The organism is Veillonella ratti, assembly GCF_003992115.1.
Classification (GTDB): domain Bacteria; phylum Bacillota; class Negativicutes; order Veillonellales; family Veillonellaceae; genus Veillonella_A; species Veillonella_A ratti.
In genome coordinates, this window is sequence record NZ_RQUX01000007.1 from 68,339 (window position 1) to 91,856 (window position 23,518).

Annotated in this window: 21 protein-coding genes; all 21 read right to left on the bottom strand. The window is 39.9% G+C overall.

Annotated features, from left to right (window positions below):
* Nucleotides 1-32: 32 nt before the first annotated feature.
* A complete protein-coding gene (locus EO124_RS04585; RefSeq protein WP_127058529.1) occupies nucleotides 33-641 on the bottom strand; it encodes a hypothetical protein in 609 nt (202 codons plus the stop codon).
* A 249-nt stretch (nucleotides 642-890) separates the two neighbouring features.
* Nucleotides 891-2,798, bottom strand: a complete 1,908-nt coding sequence (locus EO124_RS04590) for a heavy metal translocating P-type ATPase (RefSeq protein WP_127058530.1) — start codon at nucleotides 2,796-2,798, stop codon at nucleotides 891-893.
* A 333-nt stretch (nucleotides 2,799-3,131) separates the two neighbouring features.
* Nucleotides 3,132-3,407 (bottom strand): metal-sensing transcriptional repressor, encoded by a 276-nt coding sequence (locus tag EO124_RS04595; protein ID WP_127058531.1) that lies wholly within the window; start codon nucleotides 3,405-3,407, stop codon nucleotides 3,132-3,134.
* Nucleotides 3,408-3,960: 553 nt separating this feature from the next.
* Nucleotides 3,961-5,043: a MerR family transcriptional regulator gene (locus EO124_RS04600; protein ID WP_127058532.1), complete on the bottom strand. Its 1,083-nt coding sequence runs from the start codon at nucleotides 5,041-5,043 to the stop codon at nucleotides 3,961-3,963.
* A gap of 98 nt (nucleotides 5,044-5,141) precedes the next feature.
* Nucleotides 5,142-6,467 (bottom strand): nitrogenase component 1, encoded by a 1,326-nt coding sequence (locus EO124_RS04605; protein ID WP_127058533.1) that lies wholly within the window; start codon nucleotides 6,465-6,467, stop codon nucleotides 5,142-5,144.
* Nucleotides 6,457-7,767, bottom strand: coding sequence for a nitrogenase component 1 (locus tag EO124_RS04610; RefSeq protein WP_164726548.1), 1,311 nt, complete (start codon nucleotides 7,765-7,767; stop codon nucleotides 6,457-6,459). The genes EO124_RS04605 and EO124_RS04610 overlap by 11 nt, the downstream gene beginning before the upstream one ends.
* 40 nt (nucleotides 7,768-7,807) lie before the next feature.
* A complete protein-coding gene (gene nifH / locus EO124_RS04615) occupies nucleotides 7,808-8,620 on the bottom strand; it encodes a nitrogenase iron protein (RefSeq protein WP_127058535.1) in 813 nt (270 codons plus the stop codon).
* A 31-nt stretch (nucleotides 8,621-8,651) separates the two neighbouring features.
* Nucleotides 8,652-9,854 carry an adenosylcobinamide amidohydrolase gene (locus tag EO124_RS04620; RefSeq protein ID WP_127058536.1) on the bottom strand — a complete coding sequence of 401 codons (1,203 nt, stop codon included), beginning with the start codon at nucleotides 9,852-9,854 and terminating at the stop codon, nucleotides 8,652-8,654.
* Between the two features lie 119 nt (nucleotides 9,855-9,973).
* Nucleotides 9,974-11,872 (bottom strand): TonB-dependent receptor plug domain-containing protein, encoded by a 1,899-nt coding sequence (locus EO124_RS04625; RefSeq protein WP_127058537.1) that lies wholly within the window; start codon nucleotides 11,870-11,872, stop codon nucleotides 9,974-9,976.
* A 74-nt stretch (nucleotides 11,873-11,946) separates the two neighbouring features.
* Complete coding sequence (locus EO124_RS04630; RefSeq protein ID WP_127058538.1) at nucleotides 11,947-12,879, bottom strand: ABC transporter substrate-binding protein; 933 nt, start codon at nucleotides 12,877-12,879, stop codon at nucleotides 11,947-11,949.
* 72 nt (nucleotides 12,880-12,951) lie between these two features.
* Entirely contained in the window at nucleotides 12,952-13,797 is an 846-nt protein-coding gene (locus EO124_RS04635; RefSeq protein ID WP_127058539.1) for an ABC transporter ATP-binding protein, read from the bottom strand.
* Nucleotides 13,798-14,835 (bottom strand): FecCD family ABC transporter permease, encoded by a 1,038-nt coding sequence (locus tag EO124_RS04640; protein ID WP_127058540.1) that lies wholly within the window; start codon nucleotides 14,833-14,835, stop codon nucleotides 13,798-13,800. It abuts the gene before it with no gap.
* Nucleotides 14,836-14,898: 63 nt separating this feature from the next.
* Nucleotides 14,899-15,636: an energy transducer TonB gene (locus EO124_RS04645; protein WP_127058541.1), complete on the bottom strand. Its 738-nt coding sequence runs from the start codon at nucleotides 15,634-15,636 to the stop codon at nucleotides 14,899-14,901.
* An 11-nt stretch (nucleotides 15,637-15,647) separates the two neighbouring features.
* Nucleotides 15,648-16,037, bottom strand: a complete 390-nt coding sequence (locus EO124_RS04650) for an ExbD/TolR family protein (RefSeq protein WP_241230668.1) — start codon at nucleotides 16,035-16,037, stop codon at nucleotides 15,648-15,650.
* Between the two features lie 4 nt (nucleotides 16,038-16,041).
* A complete protein-coding gene (locus EO124_RS04655; RefSeq protein WP_127058543.1) occupies nucleotides 16,042-16,659 on the bottom strand; it encodes a MotA/TolQ/ExbB proton channel family protein in 618 nt (205 codons plus the stop codon).
* Between the two features lie 73 nt (nucleotides 16,660-16,732).
* Nucleotides 16,733-17,500: an ABC transporter ATP-binding protein gene (locus EO124_RS04660; RefSeq protein WP_127058544.1), complete on the bottom strand. Its 768-nt coding sequence runs from the start codon at nucleotides 17,498-17,500 to the stop codon at nucleotides 16,733-16,735.
* Nucleotides 17,501-17,509: 9 nt separating this feature from the next.
* Nucleotides 17,510-18,562, bottom strand: a complete 1,053-nt coding sequence (locus EO124_RS04665; protein ID WP_127058545.1) for a FecCD family ABC transporter permease — start codon at nucleotides 18,560-18,562, stop codon at nucleotides 17,510-17,512.
* On the bottom strand, nucleotides 18,537-19,130 hold the full coding sequence (locus EO124_RS04670; RefSeq protein WP_127058546.1) for an ABC transporter substrate-binding protein: 594 nt from the start codon (nucleotides 19,128-19,130) through the stop codon (nucleotides 18,537-18,539). The genes EO124_RS04665 and EO124_RS04670 overlap by 26 nt, the downstream gene beginning before the upstream one ends.
* A 57-nt stretch (nucleotides 19,131-19,187) precedes the next feature.
* Complete coding sequence (locus EO124_RS10160; protein WP_164726549.1) at nucleotides 19,188-19,442, bottom strand: TroA family protein; 255 nt, start codon at nucleotides 19,440-19,442, stop codon at nucleotides 19,188-19,190.
* Nucleotides 19,443-19,704: 262 nt separating this feature from the next.
* Nucleotides 19,705-22,140: a TonB-dependent receptor gene (locus EO124_RS04680; RefSeq protein ID WP_127058548.1), complete on the bottom strand. Its 2,436-nt coding sequence runs from the start codon at nucleotides 22,138-22,140 to the stop codon at nucleotides 19,705-19,707.
* 98 nt (nucleotides 22,141-22,238) lie between these two features.
* Nucleotides 22,239-23,495: a PepSY-associated TM helix domain-containing protein gene (locus tag EO124_RS04685; RefSeq protein ID WP_164726550.1), complete on the bottom strand. Its 1,257-nt coding sequence runs from the start codon at nucleotides 23,493-23,495 to the stop codon at nucleotides 22,239-22,241.
* Between the last annotated feature and the right edge of the window lie 23 nt (nucleotides 23,496-23,518).

Here is a 23,518-nt window from a genome sequence, read left to right on the forward strand (position 1 = left end):
ATATATAAAATATAAAATATAAAATATAATATCTAATATCCTATTATAATAATTTCCGTCACACGATTACCATCATGTATAAAATTTATGCCGTCCATATCATCACTTCGTGGCGCAAACATTCCATAAAACCAATTACCTCCATCATTTCCTTTATTTACTCTATCAGGTTGACCATATAATGAATATACCTTTTCTAAGGTGTCACCTACCGCCACACCACGTTTTGTTACCGCATCACGATTTTTCACAAAAATTTTATCGGTACTTGGTGGAAATTTAAAGAATTCAATACCGCCATATATCTGTAATACACCACCACGTATACTATATTCTGTTTTATCCGGTGTTCCTAAACTTCGTACAATAGCGTCCGGGGCAGATCCAAGTGGTACACCAGCAATAACTTGATCTTCTTTAGGCATAGGCGTCCCATAACGACGCCCCGGTCTTACATTATCATATTTCCCCGTCATATTAATTAAAGAACTTTTTACTTTACTTTTAGCAGGTGTTGAAGCCGTTTGTTGCGCTACTAAGGCAGCCTCTACCTTAGAATTCCCTACATCAGTAAATAAACTCAATCCACTAAGGCCCATGAATACACTTACACCTAGAAGAACTGTCGCCAACTTTTTCATACTAGTCCCCTTTCTGTTACCCCTTTGAAAATAATATAGCTTACACTTGTTCCCATTATCTTAGTTAATATAATTTCCCTTTTTCTTACTTCTATGCTCCTCGTGAAAACTCCTTTTCATAAAGCCACTCATTTTAAACAAAGAAAGATATAAATAGCCACCCTATAAAAAATCACCTCGAAAATTATCTCGAGGTGACTATATGATAACTAATTATAAGTATATATAAATAATATATTTTATATTATCTTACGCTCTGCTACGCCAAGTAAGTAACAACGCCGAATTAATAATAACTAATACGGATCCCGCGTTATGTACCAACGCACCCGTTACCGGTGTCAAAATGCCCGGGAAGGACAAACCGATGGCCGTAAAGTTCAAAATCATGGCAAACGCTAAATTCCACTTAATGGTGCTCATCATGCGTTTAGACAAGGCCATAAGATGAGGCAATTCTTTAATTTCATCATCAACGAGGGCAATGTCAGCCGCATCAACGGCAATATCACTGCCTACGCCACCCATAGCAATACCTACCTGTGCTTTTTTAAGAGCCGGCGCATCATTAATACCATCACCAATCATACAAATAGATTGATTTTCATGAGATTCAATGTAATTTAACTTATCTTCCGGCAAGCAGTTCGCACGAATACTGCGGATGACCAACTGAGAGCCGATTGTGTAGGCCGCACTTTCATTATCGCCGGTCAAAAGAACCGTCTCAACACCGATACGATTTAGTTTATCAATAACGGCCTGGCTTTCGCTGCGCACCGTATCAGCCAATACCAAGTAACCTACCAAGTATTGACCAACCGCCACATAAACAATAGTACCGCCTTGATCAAGGTATTTAGCACCGCTTGTTTTCACAGAAGATGTAATTTCAATACCCGCTTCTGCCATCATGCGCTCATTACCGGCAACGATTAACTGGCTTGCAATTTTACCGGAAACGCCACGGCCCGGCAGCATTTTAAATTCAGTAACAGGCAATATATCCGTTTTAGAACTTTCTTTAAAAGACTTAACAATGGCCTTACCCAACGGATGCTCCGATAGCGCTTCCAAGCTGGCTGCCAAACGATATACGGCATCACTTGTACAGCCCACGGGGGAATCAACCGATTCAACCGCAACGACCTTAGGCATACCGAATGTTAACGTACCGGTTTTATCAAACGTAACAGTCTTCACGTTAGCTAACCGTTCCAACGCATCCCCTTCACGCACCAAGAAGCCATGTTTAGTGGCATTTCCGATAGCTGCCATGATGGCCGTTGGCGTAGCCAATACCAAAGCACAAGGGCAAAAAACAACGAGAATAGTAACGGCGCGAAGGATTTCACCGGTCACGGCCCAAGTGCCGATAGCGGATAACAAAGCAATCACTACAACCCAAGTAGCCCAACGATCCGCAAGGCCTACAATCTTCGCTTTGCCTGCATCAGCGGACTGAACCAAGCGAATCATACGTTGAATGGAGCTGTCTTCGCCAACCTTTACGGCGCGCATATCAAAACTGCCAAACTGATTCACCGTACCGCTGGACACCATGTCACCGACAGTTTTATCCACCGGTAAGGATTCACCGGTAAGAACTGCCTGGTTAATCGAAGTTTCACCGGCGATAATTTCACCATCCACCGGAATTGTTTCACCCGGTAACACGCGCAAAATATCGCCCACCTGAACTTCATCAGCTTTAACAAATTGAGCCCCACTAGCTGTTAAAACACGTGCTTCTTGAGGTGTTAAATTAACGAGCTTTTCAATACCGGCTCTTGCTTTAGCTACCGTAATATCTTCAAGCAATGCACCAATTTGCATAATAAACGCCACTTCGGCAGCCGCAAAAATTTCACCCGTAGCCACAGCCGCAATTAATGCCAAAGATACCAACACATCAGCTTTAATATCAAACTCGGTTACAAGTCCGATAATTGCTTCTATAATAATCGGCAAACCACAAAGTATAATCGCCACCCAAGCAATATCAAACGGTAGCGGCTGATAATCAAACAAGCTGGCTAATACAGCTAATCCGGATAATACCAAAAACGCAATATCTTTTTTAATACCGCCTAATTCCAATAAATACTCTAATTTGCTAAATACATTGGTTTCCAACTTTCGTATAGCCGTTTCCATGATAAACCTCCTGTTTGACTGATGATACCAATATGATAATAATGAAATATAAACGAATATATCATAATATATAAGCAATTATTCATATGTTGTTGCTTATAATACCCACATAGGCAGACTCTTTCTTAATGGTCTACCTATATGGGTGTATTTCTGAACTTTTATACCTATAGGGGTATAAGTTATTACACTTGCATTATACCTATAGGGGTATTGGTTGTCAAGAAAAAAATAAAAAAGGCGAAGATTTTTCTTCGCCTTAAGGACTTACTATTCAATTTTATTCGTAAACATACACCGGCGAATCAATCGCCTTATATCTACATTTTACTACTACTGCATGTTGGCAAAACGTTCTACTGCTTTAGTGAATTTATCAAGGGTTTTATCCACATCGCCGTGCTCTAACCCATCGCGTACACAGTGACGAATATGGCCTTCCAGTATAACCTGCCCACAACGATTTAAAGCAGATTTTGCAGCATTAATTTGGGATAAAAGATCCTCACATGGTACGTCTTCGTCTACCATTCTGTCTATCGCCTGCACTTGCCCGATAATTTTCTTGAGGCGGCGATGTAAATTGTCCGCATCCATACACTGTTTCATTAGGTATCCTCCATCTTTTTTATCTTTATTTAATAATAACCGCGAACACATGTATTGTCAATAAAATAACTCTGATTCATATTTCAAATAAAATAAAATATAATCATAGTCAACTTACTGTCAGTTATATGTAAACAAAAAAGCACCACAGTTATTTTTAAAATAACTACGATGCTTTCTCTGTCACTTTTACAAAGTAACAATTGTTTAGTTGCTTTGTCATCATTCTGTTTGTTCCCATTAGAAAGTTTTGAGCCAATCTTCGATTGCTTTGTTAATCAAAATTAAAATTGCCATCATACTGCATCCCTCCATCTCAACTACTGTCCTACCATAGGGACTACTTTTTCTATAGACGCTATTCTAAACTATAAAGTAACTTTACAGTCAATAGGTTTTCCCTAAATATTAGATGAAGTTTATATGATATTTTCTATAGTATCTTATCATCATTTTAAATATTTACTATAAATGTGCACTGACAGCAACACAATAGCAATATGCAAACAAGACAAAATTAGCACTCATACACTACGCAAGCAATGTAAAATCGTTACTTTTTAACTACGGGAATCTGAAGGATTGTAAAAATTTCATCATGAAGAACTTCGTCAAAGGTCGTGTCCAAGAAACAGGAATCCACCACATCACCGCAAACGGTATACCCCTTTTCCTCAATCCAAGCCAAGAGCTTTTTTAAAATAGTTAAATCAGTAGGTCGCCCTCGTTTATAACAGCAAATGTAGTCGCCTTCCGGCAAATTCAAGACCGTTGACTCAAATTCGAAATTCCCCACGGGAACACGAATATAACAGCCCCCTTCTTTAAGCATATTATCGGTTTTAAGAGATTCTTCTTTAATCAAAAAACCATAGCTATAGGCCGGCAAAAACTCATGATTATATAAATCACGCCAAAGCTCCATGGATGTTAAATGGATATTTTGACGATCCACCTCGCCCGAATTGTTTTCTAAAAACGTTTTAAATATAATGGTTCGCTCTTTATAATGTCGCAAAAATGGTTCTTCCTGAGGTCTTGCCACGGCATTGACCGCTTCCTTATACATATAGAGTCGCTGCTGCAAAGCTAAACGCTTACGCCCTAACTCTTGCATCTCTTTCTGAATCTTTAATTCCTGTTCGGCCAATAACTCCAATTCTGCTTCCGGCGTTCGATTATTTAAATGCCCCTGAATCTCTTTCAAACTAATACCTAAGGCTTTTAAAAAGCAAATTTCACGAAGGAGCGGAATCTGCACACGGCTATAATAGCGATAACCATTGGATGCTGTAAAAACCGGTGAAAAAAGCCCGATAGAATCATAATACAAAAGTGTCGGCCTAGTTAAGCCGTGGAGCTTGGCCATGTCACTGATACTGAGGAGATTTTCATGTATCGATTCATCCATGACAATTGCTTCGTTTATATTTTTTTCAGAATCAGCGTCACTATTCACAATAAACGGCGTATCCATCCCATGCTCACCGACAATATTTATATCAGTATGCTTTATATCCGTATCGAAGGCATTTGGGCTTGACACTTTTTTGCTTGAAGCATTTGTGTTTGACGTCTTTGTGCTTGAAGCATTTGTGTTTGATTCGTTTGTTTTTGCCTCAATCTCTGTAGCCATGATAGCCTTGCTCCTTTCCCGTTTTTTTAATCCCTTAACTATGTTCTAAACTCTGGTTATATAGTCTTAGCTATGCTCTAAACTATGAACATATACCCTTAACTATTTTCCAGACTTTGAATATATAAATTCCAGATAATTGCCTGCATATTACGATGTCCATTAATCCCCATAAACGGCCGTTCGCTAAGCACAACCTCCGGTGGCACCGGATTACTGATTGTCTGAAAAACTACATTTTTATCAGGTATACACAGGCGCCGTTCCTGGTCACTTCCTAATAATAAACGATTCTCGCCTATTTGCAAAGCATCCTGCCAATCGTGGCCTTGCACATAGGCGTAATAATCCGGTTTATTTTTACTGTCATCATGAATGACATAGGTAAACTGACCTGCATCAAGCCATTCATTATTAAATGCCCGCTCCATACCTTGCACCACAGAACTTGGAGCCGATATGACAACAGTGTCAAACCAAGGTTCACCGCATAAACGTTGAATATCTTTAGTTCGTTCAAATTGACGCGCTTTTTCACTCTGAATAAGTGATTCTATAAGTGCTAACTTATCAGCCGGCACCTCATCAGGCATTAAAGCAGCTAAAATCTCATGAATCCAAGCAAGCGTCCCTTCTAAGCCATAGGGTAAAAGCGGCTCAATGTAAGACATGCCAAGCGATTTAGTCAACCACTCAGCCGCTTCATGTCCCAATTCAGGATGAATAACTACATTTAAATCAGCCTTAGATAAACGTTTTAAATCTTCCATACTATGGTCAACGGCCAATACCAGATTAACCTCTATACCAACTAATTTTAACAGACGTTCCAGTTCTGCCAAATCATCTAATTCATTGTAATACGTAACGGAGCAACCTATAAAATTTACTGAAAAGCTCGCTGTATTCTCACCGGTGTCGTTTCCATGATTATTTTCTTTATCCTTGACAATAGTTTGATTATTTTGCAAATCCACAATTTTCAACAAATCCAGTAATGATTTACGATAACCCGCCCAAAAGTCCCCCAAAGTGCCACCGGAGTCCATGGTAAGAATAGGACAGGTCAAATCGGATTCGCTGACAATACTCGGCAAATCATCACCGATTAAACTAAAGGCACAGCTGTTTTCCACGAGAACGAGTCCCGGCGCTTTTGGCATTTTAGCTAAATCAGCTAACGTATGAAGCACTTCCTTTTCTGTACCAAAGACAATGGCCCCATTGGAAGGATACGTGCACAAAAATCGTTGTCCTAAATTAAGTCCCGGACGATCCGTCACCTTCATGGCGTAATAATAGCACCATGTCGGACCATTCGCCACAATGTACGCATCGGTAATCCCCGCCGCCATGGCAGCCGCACCGGAAAGAGCACAACTTTGTAAGCATTCATTATGATTGAACCATGAATTACCAGCCATAGAGAACAATCCCCCTTTCGCCGCGTCGTCTGGCTAACATAAACAGTTTCCGATACATCTGTACCAAGCCGGCCATGCCGATAGGCGGCAAACAAGGCAATATTAATTGTCGCAAGAAAGGCTCGGCCAACTCCTGTGTTGTTATGATTAACGCTTCCTTCGGCAATACCGTTTCTGCTGTTTCCAAAACAACCGGCGTTTCCGGATAAAAGCGCTGTATCATCGTGCGATACGCAGCTTGCTGTGCCTCCGGAACATTATCCAAAATAACAACTTGATTTAACGCAAGTTGACCTAAATGAAGCCATTCCAACACCCAACTCAAATCATAGTTGGGGTTTATATAGCCTAAAGCAAGCACGATAGAAACCTCTTGCAACGTCTTTTTAAAAGGAGCCAAACCTTCTTCAAAACGACGCCATACATTGGCCTTTACCGCTTCAATGTCTATATTTGGATGAGGGTTATCCCCGTTAAAATCTGATTGACCTTTAAAGTTTTGCAAAAATACACTAAAATCATCGAGCCAACGTTTAGTCCCCTCCCAGCCGATAGGATAATCGGAAGCAAAATGAGGCACGCCCAGCTTTTCAGTCATATAATCGGCAATTTCACGTAAATAAGCATAGGCCTTTTGAGTGCCGCCTAAAATAACGGTTAAATCAGAATCGCCGATTTTTTGCATATCTTCAATGGAGCAATAGCCGGGAAAACTTTTATAAATTTCCATCCCAAAGTCTTCAATTAAAGTACAAAACTGTTGAATGGCCAATGATCCCGGACCGTCTTTTTCACCGATAAGAGTCACTTTATAAGGTGCATTAGCCGATGAATTAATCTTAGGGGCTTCTTTTTTTGCCATAAAACGATCGATTAATAGCTTAGCTGCATTGATAAAACCGCCATAATATTCGCCGTCTAAAAAGCCATGACAATCCACATAAAGTACAGGAATTCCATGCTCCTTTTCCGCCTCTTGGCAAATGGCCGCCGAATCATCACCGATAACACCGGCTACACAGGAATCGGTAACCATAATGTAGCGTGGCGAATACGAGGCTACCACATAGTCCAAGCATTTTTTTAACAGTGAAGTCCCACCAAAAATAGATTCCTTCTTGGCAATATTTGATGTTATAAGCGGTGCCGTATAAGGCGGGTTCGTAAATTCACGGCGCGCCAACATACGAAAATACTGATTACGCTCCATTTCTTCCGTAATATGGGCACACGCTTTCGGTGCGTGATAAACCACCACACAGCCCTCTGAATGAGCTACCGCTTTCCACACGCCGGGCATGCTGCAACTGTAACTGACTTTGTCTTTTATAAAACATCGCTTATTCACGGCCATAGCTATACACCAACTCTTCCAATTCTTCAAACGTTAACGGCTTCGGCAAATCGGTGGCTTTATTATTTTTGATATAGGTCGCCAACTCGCGATACACGCCGGCCTGATTGCTGTCCGGTGCATACTCGATAACAGTCTGACGATTAATTTCCGCATTCTGCACAATATTATCTCGCGGAATCAAAGCAACTACTTTCGTACCTAAACGCTCTGCAAAAGCTCGCACAATAGCTTCTTCATTAGGGACCAAGCGACTATTCAGAATGAGTCCGCCCAAACGAACCGAGCCGCGGCTGGCAAAACGAGCAATCCCTTTACAAATATTATTAGCTGCGTAGAGCGCCATCGTCTCACCGGATGTAACTATATAAATTTCATCCGCATAGCCTTCACGAATCGGTACGGCAAAACCGCCGCAAACCACATCGCCCAGCACATCATAAATCACAATATCCGTATCATCCATAACATTTAGCTCTTTAAGCTTTTCTAAAGCAACAATAATACCGCGTCCGGCACAGCCCACCCCCGGCTCCGGACCGCCTGCTTCAATACAAGTAACTTCGGCAAAACCGGTATGAACCACATCTTCAGCCGTAACGTCATCATCTTTTAGACAAACCTCATCCAGCACGGTTTGGTGACAAATCTTATGAAGTAACAAGCGGGTGGAATCATTTTTAGGGTCGCAGCCGATTTGACAAACTTTTTGCCCCTGCTGAGCCAAGGCAGCCGATATATTGGCCGTCGTTGTCGATTTACCGATACCGCCTTTACCATATATAGCAATCTTTTTCATAGCATCACTGCCTTTCCGTTATTGTATAAGGCTATTTCGTAGCATCCCCCAGCCTAATGCGCACTTCGTTAATAATGTGATTCTCCAAATTACGAATGACCGCATCAACCTCAAATTGATGCACCTCGGAAATACCGGCCGGCTCAAAATACTCGAGCCGGTCAGCCTGATAGGTACCGGAAGATTCAACAGGTACCAAACCCAGCTGTACTAAGCCGAGATTTAATTCTTCATCCGTCAACAGCCCCCACAACCATTCATCCACCAAATGCGACCACATAGCACTCATAACTACAGTTTCATTACTGCGCGCATATTTCTCAAATGCATTAAGAACTTCAAACTTCTCATGGCCGTCAGCTTCATACTCGCTCATATAGCTTTCAAACAGATAGTTCAGGGAAAGCCCGAAGCGCTGCAAACGCTTAAATAGATTATGTTGCTGTTTCGGCCCCAAATGAGTCTGCTTGTATAATGCTAATTTTACCGCTTTTTTGACTGCTTTACCAATTAATTCACCCAATTTAGAATGTTTGCCGGCACTGTCATAATAGTATGGCGATTCACTGTTCGCTACTACGATAGTCTGATCCGTACCGGAACCGATAGCGATTCCCATGGAATAGTGACTCCCCGCTTGAAGTTCTTGTAACGCCGCCGTTTTAGCCTCCGTACAAGTCACTAAGGCTCTTGCCAATAAAGGTTCTGCCAAGTCTCCGTCGATATAGAGGATAATGTTAATCGTGCCGAGTGGCTCTGCCGGATTTTCCGGAGATGCCTTTTTTCGCCCCGTTTTAAAACGAATATCCGCCTCAGTTGTGGCCTCCGTTTTTACCAAAGGATTATGATACGAAGCTTCATCGCCTACACGTCCGCCATTAACATCAATGCCGCCCGTAACAATAGCCGTTACGGTGAGATTCTCATACGATTTTTCAATAATGGCTACATTCTCCATGTAGGCCGCCGTACCGATGCCGGTGCCTTTGGTCGGTTCAAAACCTAGACGAAGCGTGACATCATGCAAATGCTGCAAATAATCTTCCAGTGACGTGCACATCGCCTCGCCCGGACCGGGCTTGGAGTCATGATTGAACACATAGGTATAATCCTCATGATAACCACCATTAAATAGAGAGGTACTCAATACCTTGCGCGGTCCGGTAAAATTAACTACGATTGATCGTTCATAACGTGATACCGAGTCGCCGGTTGGCAATTTCCACAGTTCCATAAAATAGATTCCTTTTGGTGAAAAATAACATATAGATATAGCCCCCATTACTTGCATAATGGGGGTAATCTTTAAACTATAGTAAAAGAACTAATACTATATTGCATTCGATATTTATATTAGAAAGTGAATTCCATACCTAATTGATAGTTGCGGCCAGGCATTGCCCACCAGTCTCCGGCACTACCGTAGTAAACATTCGACATTTCCGCATAATATACATCAAATAGATTATTAACGCGGCCAAAAACAGTAATATCATCAGTAATACGGTAATTGGCACTTACATTCGTAATCCAATAGGTGCTCTTAGGGAAGAAATCACCTTTATCGGCTGTCGTAGCACGGCCCGGACGGTCAATTACGGCACGCACATCCAAATGAGCATCCCATTTTGCATCATTATAGTCAAGGCCTAGATTGATAGCATGTTTTGGCACAAAACCATTCGCATTGGCAGCGCGGTTAGATGTAGCATCAATATGAGTGTATGTATAGCCTGCACGAGCCGACAAGTTACGAGTAATTTGTTTACGCAAATCAAAATTAAAGCCTCGAGCCTTTTCGCTTTCAAAGTTAGCATATTTCCAGGTTGTATAATTGTAGTCAATTTTATCAGTGGAATGGCGGGTAAAGAAGTTTAAATTGCCCAATAAGGAATTACTGAATTGATGATGAACACCAAAATCAACTTCATGACCTGTTTCTGGTTTTAAGTTTCTGTTCCCATAATTATCACTGAATAACTGATATGGGGTCGGAGCCAAGAAATATTCATTATATGACACATATACATTAGTCTTTTCATTTACATCATAACCTAGGGAAATATGAGGTGATGTATGAGACCCAAATTCTGAATGATGGTCGATACGAATCCCCGGCGTTAACGTCCATTTAGGCGCAAAGGTCCAAGCGTCTTGAACATAATATGACGTATTAGTTAATTTTTTACCTTGAATTTTTTCCCAACTGTCACCGATAGTATTTACTTTATCCTGACGCCAATCAAAACCACCAATCAAAGTATGTTCACCGGCCAAATATGTTACCTGATCGCCGATGGCTATCGTTTTAATATCCGTCGTATAGCCGTCATAAGTACCATCATAATGATTGTTTAATACATATAACTGATGACTTAAGCGATCATTAATTGTATTTTTCCAAATACCACGGAACGAATCATTACCTTCATTGCCATAGCGAATATGATTTAATTTTTTAGCAGAATCGGCATATTTTACATCGGCACGATAGGAATCATAGGAAATCATTACATTATTATTAGCATCAATATCACTGCCAACCATAAAAGATGCGGTACGGCCGTTTAAATGCTGTGGAACTTTCACACCATGGGCATCTTTATAACTCCCCACTATATCTTTCTGATACGCTGCACGCCAATATACATTACCCTCTTTACCTTCGTTGATAAATTTGTATTGCTCTTTATCATAACTACCGCCGGTAATACGAGTGGTCGTTTTCATGCCTTCTTCCGGCACACGAGTAATAACATTGACAACCCCGCCGATAGCACCGGAACCATATAAAGTCGAAGCCGCCCCTTTAACCACTTCCACACGATCAATGCCATCCATATTTTTTAAAATAGTAAATGGTACATTCACACCGGCTGCATTCATATTAATTCCGTCTACCATATATAGAACATTATTGCTACCATTAATTCTGAAAGAATTTGAGTTAGTGTAACCGGCACCGCCACCATAGGTATTAAACTCTACACCGGGCACGTTACGCAACGCTTCACCTAAATTAGATTCATGGCGTTCTTCCAAATCTTCACCTTTTAAGACCGTTACACTGGCAGGTACTTTAGTAACCTGCTGTTCCGTTCGCGTAGCGGTTACAACAACATCAGGTAACGCATATACCTCATCAGTAGTGTCAGCTGCCGCCACGGTTTGACCGCTTAATGACATGCCCATTAGCGCCAATGTAACATAAGCAGCTAACATTTTTTTGTTTTTAACAATAACTCGACCCATAATAAACCCTCCAACTCAACACCTATAAAACACTTACTTAAAAAAAGTAATAAAACAAACACAATAAACACATTTTATTTTGCAGAATATCCATAAGTGACACGCGCCAACTCTTCAATGCCATTAACAATGAACTGCGAATAACTCATTATCCAGCGAGCATCAATTACATATATTTGATGATTTTTTACTGCCTTCACATCCTTTAGGGCAGGATCACTATATAAAGCTGTTACTTCTATTTCTTTGTACTGATCAAAACTATAAACATTAGATGGTACGATGATAACGTCAGGATTAATACGTATTAAATCCTCACGAGTTCCACTATCACTTATATCCAATCCTAATAAAGCAGCTGCGTTGGCCGCATTTATCAGTTGAGTCATATTGTCAAAAGTACTCCCTATACCGCCGGTCAAGCCTAAAACGCCATAAAACCCGACAATTTTTCTGGTTTTAATCTGCTCCGTAAATTCTGTAACTTTTGCCAATCGTTGCTGCATTGAGTTTACAATCATTTCACCTTTACTCTTCTGATTCAACAAATCAGCTAATTCTAAAATAGTCTTTTCACTGTCCTCTATAGTTTTGGGAGCTCTATATACATAGACAGGAACATTTAAACCACGTAAAGTGATTACCATTTCCTGATCCACCCAGTCGGGAACTATCAATAAATCCGGATGCAATGCCAAAACGGCTTCCGTATTCAGTTTTACCCTTGCTTTTATTTGCTTGGATTCTTCCGGAAAATTATTTGGCAAATTCCCTAAAGCAGCAATCTTCTGTGGCCCCACCAGAGAAATTACCATATCTTCCGTACTTACACCGATGGGGACTATCCGCGTCGGATGATTCGGTACCTGCACCATAGCACCCGTCGCATCCCTTACTAGATGCGACCCTTCCAGTGGCTTTGTTTCATCTAATGTCTTACAGCCGACAACAGTAAATAATGTCAGGCAAAAGATTAATAAAACCCATAACTTTCTATAAACACTCATAGACTATCGTCCTTCAATTTCACCTTCCATGGTCAAATATAATTGTTTTTGATTAAAATCATAAAAACCTTATTATCTATTTAACTCTACCGTAATATCGGCCGGTAATCCATTTCCGCGCCTATACGGTTCAATGTTAGACGCATCATTGGGAAATATAAAAATGCGTTGCTGTTTAAAATACGGATCCTCATAGACGGCTGAAGCCAAATGAAACGCCTTTTTCAAATTTTGAGCCGTCAAAACATCTTTAGGCCGTCCGTCCGCCACCAATCGCCCTTCGGAAATTAACAGAAGGCGTGTACAAAACTTAGCAGCCAATTCTAAATCATGAACAACGATAAATATTGTTTTCCCCTCTTTACAGTATTGCCGGGCCTGTCTAAAAATCTCATCGGCATACACTAAATCAAGGGCTGCCGTAGGTTCATCGAGTAGTAACAATTCTGTTTCTTGCGCTAAAGCTTTGGCTAAAAACACACGTTGCCGCTCACCACCGCTCAATTCATTAACGGCACGTTCGCGTAAATGCCAAATACCGACATTTTTCATAACAGCCTCAACAATCTGTTCATCATGAACCGATTCATTTTGCCACCACTTTAAATATGGATAGCGTGCCGTCATGACTATTTCTTTAGCCGTATAACCGAAATTTAAATTAATATTTTGTTGCATATAAGCAACAAGCTTAGCAATCTCTTTATCATTAGAATTCGCAATGGATTCACCGTTCAACTTAACATTACCTTCTTTAAAATCGTATAAACCACGTAATGATTTTAAAAAAGTGGTTTTCCCCGATCCATTGGGGCCGATAATACCGATAAATTCACCACGTTTTGCCGTCAAGGAAATATCATGTAAAATCGGTTGCTTGTTCAAGGATACACTTAGATGCTCTATACATAACTCCATTTAAATGCCTCCTTTTTGACGAACGCGACGCAACAGATACAAGAAATACGGTGCCCCTAACAAGGCCGTCATAATTCCTACACGAATTTCATTCGGTGCCACCAATATACGCCCCAGCGTATCACAAAAGACGAGGAAAAAAGCCCCCGCTAAAGCAGAAACCGGCAACAATATACGATGATCCGGACCTACCAAAATTCGAACAATATGTGGAATGATGAGCCCCACGAAGCCGATAGCACCGCTTACGCACACTGCTGTAGCCGTAATAAATGATGCCATGAATAAGAAAATCAACCGATACAGCATAACCGGAACGCCTAAAGCCTTCGCTTCTGTATCACCTAACACGAGCACATTTAATTGCCGTCCCAAAGCAATCAAAATAGTGATTCCTATGAGAAACGGCCCTATAGCGAGCAACACATGTTCCCAGCGTCTGAAATCAAGGCCGCCTACCATCCAGAATAAAAACTCGCGCAAACGATATTCATTCATCATCGTCAAAATGCCTGATGTAAAGGCACCAAGCAACATACTCACAGCTACCCCCGCTAACAGTAATGTAGCCGTCTCAACCCGTCCGCCACGCATAGTAAGAACAATGGTAATACCGACCGCCAAAAAGGCCCCTATAAATGCAAAAATAGGCATATAGAACATACTAAGCGAAGTCAGCCCCAACGAAATGGCACACACAGCACCTAATGAAGCACCTGCTGAAACGCCCATAATGCCGGGATCAGCTAATGGATTTGAAAAAATCCCTTGCATAACCGCCCCTGCTAACGCTAATGAAGCACCAACCATAAGACCTACTAAAACACGGGGCATACGAATATACCACAACACTGCCTCTTGCTCAGGTTCTAAAGGATTTGTTACGTTCACCGGTATTCCCATACCTTGCAGAATGCTTTGCAAGCCACCAAGTACCGGCACCTTAATAGTTCCCATATGAAGGGCCATTATAATGATGCCAAACAACAAAAGTATCAGTGTAAGTACACTAATAGTATGTTTTCTTTTTCTATGCATGAAGTCACCAAAATTAATATCTCTATATAATTATTTACTACATAATAATAGAATTCCTAAATACTATCGCAACTGAAATTCTACATTAACACTTGTAGTCGTACTTATTGGTTCATTACCTCTTCTTGCCGGTTCAAATCGCCAACTACTTACTGCATCCAAGGCAGCCTGATCCAAGATATCACTACCTGATGAATCATTTACCCACACAGATTCAACACTTCCGTCAGCGCCTATAGTCAAACCTACGCCAACACTGCCACGTACATTTTGGTTACGTGCCGCTCTTGGATATTTGGGTTTGGGCGTATAGGTTGGTACCGGTCTGTAAAAAGTAGTATCAACCTCGCTACCGTTAGGGTCTCCCTGAATACCCGGTTCTGTTCCGGTACCGAAACCGGCAAGACCACCGCTACCTGAACCACTGCCGCCACTATTAAGCGCTGAATCCAAGCCTGCATTTACTACGCCTTGCTGGGTTGTTTCCTGATGTTTAGTAACAATACTGTTTTCATTATTACTGGTTAATGGCTCAGAATATTCAGGCAATGCCGTCATCGGCGTTACTGCCGGTAAATTTGCGCCAAAATTTCCACTACCATCACCACCGTCGCCACCACTATTCGGATTGCCTTTAGGATTGGGATGTTTAATCTCTACATAATCAACCTCAATAATCGATGACATATCATCCGCTTTAGGAATGGCCGGCCATGGCAAAAAAGGAATAACTGTTAATACAACAGCATGAAAAATGAGTGAGACGACCCAAGGCTTAGTCCACATATTTCGACTATTCATTGAATTCTCTCCTATCTTTCTTCAGCAGCTATAGATACTTTTTGAATCCCAGATTTTTTCGCTGTATCAATAACGCTTACTACACGTCCATAATTAACACCCGCATCACCGCGAACGATAATGGCCATCTCCGGATTTTTACTCTTTTCGGCATCTAAGCGAGCTTTTAATTGACCTTCCGGAATTCGTTCCTGTTCCAAATAAATAGCTCCGTCCGCTGTTACCGTTATTGGCAATACTTTATCTAAGTTTACTTTAGATGTGGCAGCTTGTGGCAATTGAATGGGAACACTCTTTTGAACAACCATCGTCAACATACTCATCATGAAAAATACCAATAAGAAGAAGATAATATCAATCATAGGTATAATCATCAATTTAGGTTGATGTTCTATTTTCATTGACTTAAGCTTCATGATGTACACCCGCATTCGTATTAATTACATATAAAGAAGCAACGTACTCAATATCGGCAATCAATACATTAACACGCTGAGCCAAATATGTATGAATTACCAAAGCCAAAATAGCTACCAATAAACCTGTAGCAGTCGCAATTAACGCTTCACCGACACCACCGGTAATGGCAAACGGCTCACCGGATTCGATAGAGAGCACACTAAAAGAGCCAATCATACCAACAACAGTACCCAATAATCCCAATAACGGTGATAAGGTAACAATGGTTTCTAAATAATTCAGATATTTCTTCAATTGAAATACTTCATGTGTCGCAATACTTTCCACTACATCAGCAGCTTTTAGATCTTCAGTACGCTCAATAATAGCCGTTTTGACAATATTACCGGCTACGCCCCCTGCTTCATTACAAAGCGCTTTAGCTTCATTTAATTGACGATTACGCAATAAATTCGGTAATTGTTCTTTTAATAATTCAATATTAGATGATGCCGCTTTATAACATAAATACCGATTTACACCTATTGTTACTGCTATAATTGAAGCTAGTAAAATAGGATACATAACTAAGCCACCCTTATGAAATAATGCTAAAATTTCCACGATTTAAAAGCCTCCTTGAAAACATACTTCGAATAAATAAACGTGTTATTATTTAGTTTTTAATATTTTAAGCTTATAAAGTACTTTCGAATACCACATGAGGATATATATTGTCCCCAAAATAATGAACCGATGATTCAACACCATAGAGTTCTTTTATAAAATCAACAGTTAATAACTCCTTAGGTGTTCCTTGCCCCACGACTTGCCCATCCCTCAAGGCTATCAGACGATGACAAAATTTAGCTGCTATATTTAAATCATGAACCGCTATCAATGTAGTACGTTGTAATTTCTGAATAAGCTCCATTATTTCCAATTGATATCGTATATCCAGATGATTTGTCGGCTCATCTAAAATTAAGCATTCTGTATCTTGCGCCAAAGCTCTTGCCAAAATAGTTCGCTGTTGTTCACCGCCGGATAAGGTATTAAAACTTTGCTCTGCCTTTTCAAGTAAACCTACTTTTGCCAAAGCGGCTCTTGCCAATTCAAAATCATCTTTAGTATCACGTGACAAGAGTTTCTTATAAGGGGCTCGCCCCATCAAAACAATATCAATCACCTTAAAATCAAAATTATAAATATTATGTTGTGCCACTACGGCCATCTTTAGCGCTGTATCGCGATAAGATAATTCGTCTATCGATTTACCGTCAAGCGTAATCTTACCTGCATCAGGCTTCAATGTTCGATACACGCACTTGAGAAAGGTACTTTTACCGCTGCCGTTAGGACCGATAATTCCAAGGATTTCATTACTATATAATTCAATATCAATTCCTCGTAAAATATTCTTCTTACCAACGGATAACTGAATATTCTGTGTACTAATTTCCATATCGTCACCTTAATTTCCGAATGAATAGGTTCTTTTAACCATTAAAAATACAAAGAATGGCGCCCCAATCACAGAAATTAGAATTCCAATCGGCAATTCTGCATGTGGCAATATTACCCTGCATAAAGCATCTGCTACCACTAAGAAAATAGCTCCTACCAGTGCGGAAAAAGGAATCAATTTAATATGACCTGTCCCTACAAATAAGCGAACTACATGAGGTACTAAAAGACCGACAAAACCTATAATGCCTGCAGAATATACGGCAAATCCGACAATTAATGAACTGACCAACAAATGAATCTGTCTATATTTATTAAGGTCATATCCCAATGTGATTGCCGCTTCATCACCAACCAACATCAAATTGAGCATTCGACTTTGTAGCCATAAAAACAATATTGAACAAGCCATCACCAGAGATACTACTTTTAATAAACTCCATGTTGCCCCGGCCATGCTCCCCATCATCCAAAATGCGATAGACTGCATAGCTTCTTTGTTATTCGCAAAATATACCACTAAACTCGTAAAAGAGGAACATACGGCACTCAAGGCTAAGCCGGCCAACAATAGTTTAGTGGAGTTTGCACGACCACCCATATTAGCAATGAATATTACACCTAACGAAATAGCAAAAGCACCTATAAATGCCATAATACCAACAGAATTATCACCAAAAGCAAATGAAAGTCCGAATAAAATAGCCACCGTCGCTCCTAATGAGGCTCCCGATGAAATTCCTAAAATATATGGATCCGCTAAAGGATTTCGTACAATAGCCTGCATGACTACACCACTGACGGCCAAACCGGCTCCAACTAAAGCAGCCATTAAAATTCTCGGCAAACGCAACAGCCAAATAATATCATGTATACCACCTTGCCCCGGTGCCTCTATAGGTAATGGACTATTCCATCCATTGACGAGGGTCTCCCAAATAATAAAGTTCGGTAGTCTTACGTTTCCGATAGAGAGAGCCAAAAACATTGCTATAGCCAGTATTATCCCCAGAATTAAAGCGACCGTTGTATATTTAGTTGCCTGTAACCAATTTTTCATACGGCCCCTCCTTTGCCAATTCAGGATATAATCCGTCTACAATAATTTGAATGCCGTCTTTAACGCGTATTCCGGGAGAATAAACAGCATATAACGGCAAAATTTTAATTGAACGATTTTTAACGCTTTTTAAACTTTGCAAAGCCGGATTATTATACAAACGAGCCACTACTTTATCGGCATTTTTATAATCCGATTCAATGATTACAATAAATAAAACATCAGGATTTAAAGTTATCAGCTCTTCATAGCCGGTACTACTCTCATTTGGCAATAACAGCTCACCACCCACTTGTTCTACAATATTACCGGCTAGCGTATTTTCATTATATAAACGCAAATCTTTTCCCATTAATTCTATAATAAGTGCTTTAGGTTTTTTCCCTTGCTCTATCCCGAGCTCACGAGCTTGGTTAACCTGTTGTTCCAAATACTGAACCACTTGAGTAGCACGCTGCTCTCGATCAACAATTTTGCCAATCTGATTTATATATTCATACTCTTCCGCTAGCGTATGTTTTTTATTGAGTTTACTGCCATATGAACTTCGAGCAATATAAGTATTAATCTGTCTGTCCTGATAAAAATTCGTACTTCCAAATACGCTTCTGCTAAAGGTGCTATACTAACCTAAAATAAAGTCCGGTTCATTATATAACACACTTTCTTTATCCGGCATCTGCATACTTTTATAAGGTATTTGATTATAAGCCTCACGATATTCAGGTGATATATATTCCGCATCTGGAACACCTATAGCCGCTATAATATCTTTACCTACTCCTAAGGCCAATAATGTTTCAATTGAGTTTTGCCAAACCGCTATAATCCTGTGCGGAGCTCGAGTATATCTAATAGTTTGCTCGGTTCCATCGGACATCAATTGCTTAATCTCTCTTGGATACCCTTCTTCTATTATTTTAGAGTCATACGTAATGCTGTCTCGATTAATACCTCTTTCAAATGCAGTTTCAGATTGTGAGTTTGTTCTACAGGCACTGCTGATAATGCATATGAAAATTAATAGTAAGCACAATGTATATTTCGTACGCAACCGTAGCAAACAACCAACTCCATTTCACATTGCACCGGCTAATAGCAGGAGTAGTAACTTTCACTATTCCTGCTATTACCGTAAAACTTTAGAAAGTATATCTTGTACCAACCATAATTTGACGAGCCGGCATAGCTGAACTACCGATACCATTCCATGCATTATACGATGTTTCGTATGCTTTATTGGTTAAGTTAGTGACAGTTACATAAGCAGTAATATCCTCGTTAAAGCTATAATTTAAGTTCCAATCAAGAATTAAGAAACTATTAGAGCTAAATGCTGTACGACTGGCACCGGTATACCAGTTAGCCAATAACCCGGTATATAATTTTCCACGCTCATAAGAAACATTCATCGTATAATGATTCTTTGGTCGTAAATTATTAATTCCCAAATTGATATCGGTAGAGTTATTATAGCCCCAGGATGGATCTAACGTGTAACCGCTTTTAGCATCCCAACGATCCTTCATATAGGAATAAGCCAAACCGATTCGTAAATTATCATTAACCTGATGATCTACGGTGATATTAAAAGATTGTTTTACTTCTTTAGCATTTACTGCCGTACTGGTGAATTTATCATTCGCTTCATCATAAATCGGAAGTTTGGCGATGGCATTGGACATATCGGTGTAATCATAGTTAACCCCTACGGTTGTTTTTTCATTAAAGGTCTTACTATAACCAACAGTCCAAGCGTTGCCTTTTTCATTTTCAAGTGCAGTTTTATAGATACCACTGGTTGCAGTATAGTCACCACTACGCAATGGTCTGAGTATATTAGTCCAACCAAAATACAAAGTACTGTTATCGTTAAAAAGATACTCTAAATTCAACGCCGGCGTAATAGCATTCGTGTTACCTTTCATATTGGTACTGCCGTTAGCCGACTCTCTTTTATAATCACTATAGTGAGCAAATCGTAATGCCGGTGTAATATCAAAGTTATCATTCACATGGATTTTATCCTGAACATAACCATAAATAGATTTACGCTCTACACGTGAGGTTGTTAGAGAATTATCTCTTTCGATGCGTTTAGAATAATTCTTGGCATTATCATAAGTAACACTGCCAATCATCTCATGCTTACCGAATGCTTTAGCATACTGCAATTGAATACCACGATTTTTTTCTTCATTCCAACTACGCGGTTCGCCGGCTTTACCGCCTGTTTCTTCAACCCATTTATCCAACGCTTCCTTATTGCCTGGAAATGGCGCTAAGTTTTGACTAATCCAATCACGCAACTGTTCATCTGATGCACCGCCCGGAAATGCCAAACGATAAGCATCTCTTAAATCAGCTGCCGTAACACCGGGTTTACGCCAATAATACAAGTCTCGACCTTCATAACGATATTCTTGATTATAGAGGCGAACAAAGCTTTCTAGACCGTTTTCTTCATCACGGTCAAACATAAACATAAATTCATAGTCATTACGTTTAAATTTACTGTAAGAATTATAACCGGCACCATCTAATGCATATAAATTGTGGTATCCGGGATTCTTAACATCACCGGCTAATGTTGAATTGCCAACGAGTACATTGCCTTCACCAAGTTGACCGACTGCTGCATTAAAAATAATGCGATTCCAATCATTTAAATTCCAGTATTTACGACTAGGCGTTGAAATTGGATAGCCATCCTTACCTGCTTTATAGGTATAAGAGAATTTAATACTTTGTTTTTCGTTTAAATCTTTATCTAAGCGGAGATTTACACCATCTTCACGCCATTTAGAGCCACCTAACGTTGCCGTTTCCCCAGTTCCGGAATCACGATATTTTGTATCCTGTGACATGGAGCGCATGCCCGCTACATAGTAACGCAACGGATTTTCGGCATCGGTACTGCCACTATAAGAGAACGAGTAATTATGACGATTCCAAGACCCGGTAGATACATCAATTGTGCCTAGATTTTCATTACCACCTTTTTTGGTAATAATATTAATAACACCGCCTAAAGCGTCCGAACCATATACAGAGGCTCCCGGACCTTTGATGACTTCTATTTTATCCACACTATTAATATTAATTAATTGGTCTATATTTACCCCGGTAGATTTACTTCCGGAAGCGCTTGAACTGGATATTCTCGCACTGGCAGCATTATCAACACGTCGACCGTCAACTAATATAACTACACGCGTATCACCATTAATGGATACCCCGTTATTATAAAATTGATAGCCATATTCACCGCCACGGTATCCCGGATTCTGAAATGTAACGCCCGGAACACGTTTAATAGCCTCGGTTAAATCAGCATAATGGCGCTTTTCAATTTCTTCACTAGTGATTACTTTTACATCACCGCCGGTACGATAATATGACTGTTCCGTTACCGTATCACCAAATTTGTTTTTTGTTTGATCCGCTGTAACAACCACAGTCCCTAAACTATACTCAGTTAAATTTTCATCGAAAGCGGCCTCAACCGGATGATAATTTCCTGCCATCCCAATAAGATACATTGCTACCATAATTACCAAGCGTTGATGTCTACGCATAAAAAACCTCCTAAATTCCTAAACACCTAAATCCCAAAATACCTAATCACAATACAAAAGAGCAACTAATCCACCTAATTCAAAAATACTTTGTAACTTCATCCTTTCTTATAAATGATATTTTTAATATTTACCCCTATCAAAACAAAACTCAAAAGGCCACACACAATACCTATATACACACCGATTTGCCCAAATAGAGGTAAAAATAAATAACCACAGTTTAAAATAAAAGTTCCCCAACCAAACGAATAACGATTGTTCATAACGATCTGTACACGTCTAAGCGGTTTTATGAATAATAACAGCAATAAAGCACAACTCAAGCCTAAATAAATAAGCCATATGATTTCTAACGCCGGATGCCCATGATTCTTAAAATGTAAATCCACCCCTACTGCCAAAATACTCATATACCATGGTGGCGAGGTTATGTAAGAAATAAACTCCGAACTCTTATAAGCCCACACCCACAAATCGTCAGCCACAAAATATCCCTGATATGCATTTTGTAATTCAGACTTATCAATCAAACGCAGGTGATAAGTACTTGTAGCCGGCTTGGACAAATCCTTTCCGGATGGAATATCTAACGATAAAATCTCTTTATCCGGGTACTTATTCCTTACTAAGTCAAAAATGTCCAAATACGTATAAACAGATTCCGTATTTTGCTGTGACGCAAAATACGCTTCTGCCCCTGCCGCACTATCAGCATAATAAGCCCGTGAAAAATAAGAATGACCTATCAACAAAATGCCTGAAATAAATAAAATAATGCAATAAGGCGAGACTATAATTCCTAGGAATGTATGTAGCGAATACGTGCCTCGTTTCGGCGAAAGATTAATTTTTTTATAAATTTTATAGCCTGCAAAACACGTTACTAAGCTAACCAAACTAAACAGCAATAATAAAATACGACCCATATCGCCCAATAAAAAATTACTGTGGAATCTGGCTAAGGTTCTTACAATTACAGCCGTATAGTCCATATCAACATGGCGTGGTACCATCTGATTATTTGCCGGAATGAACCGACCATCTCGAATATAGTAATGATAACGAATAATTTCCTTATTATTCTTTTCGGTAAAGCGAAAAGAAATTAAAGAGGTCTCCGGTCGAATTGCCATAGATCGCAACGTGTAATTAGGATGTTCGGCCAATATTGTATTAATCTGATTTTGGCTATTATTCCACATGGAAATCTCATGGGCAGAGTACATTTCTTTTTCAATATTTGAGAAAGAAAAGCCTCTAAGCATAATAACTAACCCGGAAAAGCATAGTAAGAAAAATACAATGCCCCCTATATAACCCGTGTATTTATGAATCTTATACCATTGTTTCATATAAAACTCCATAAAAGACCCTC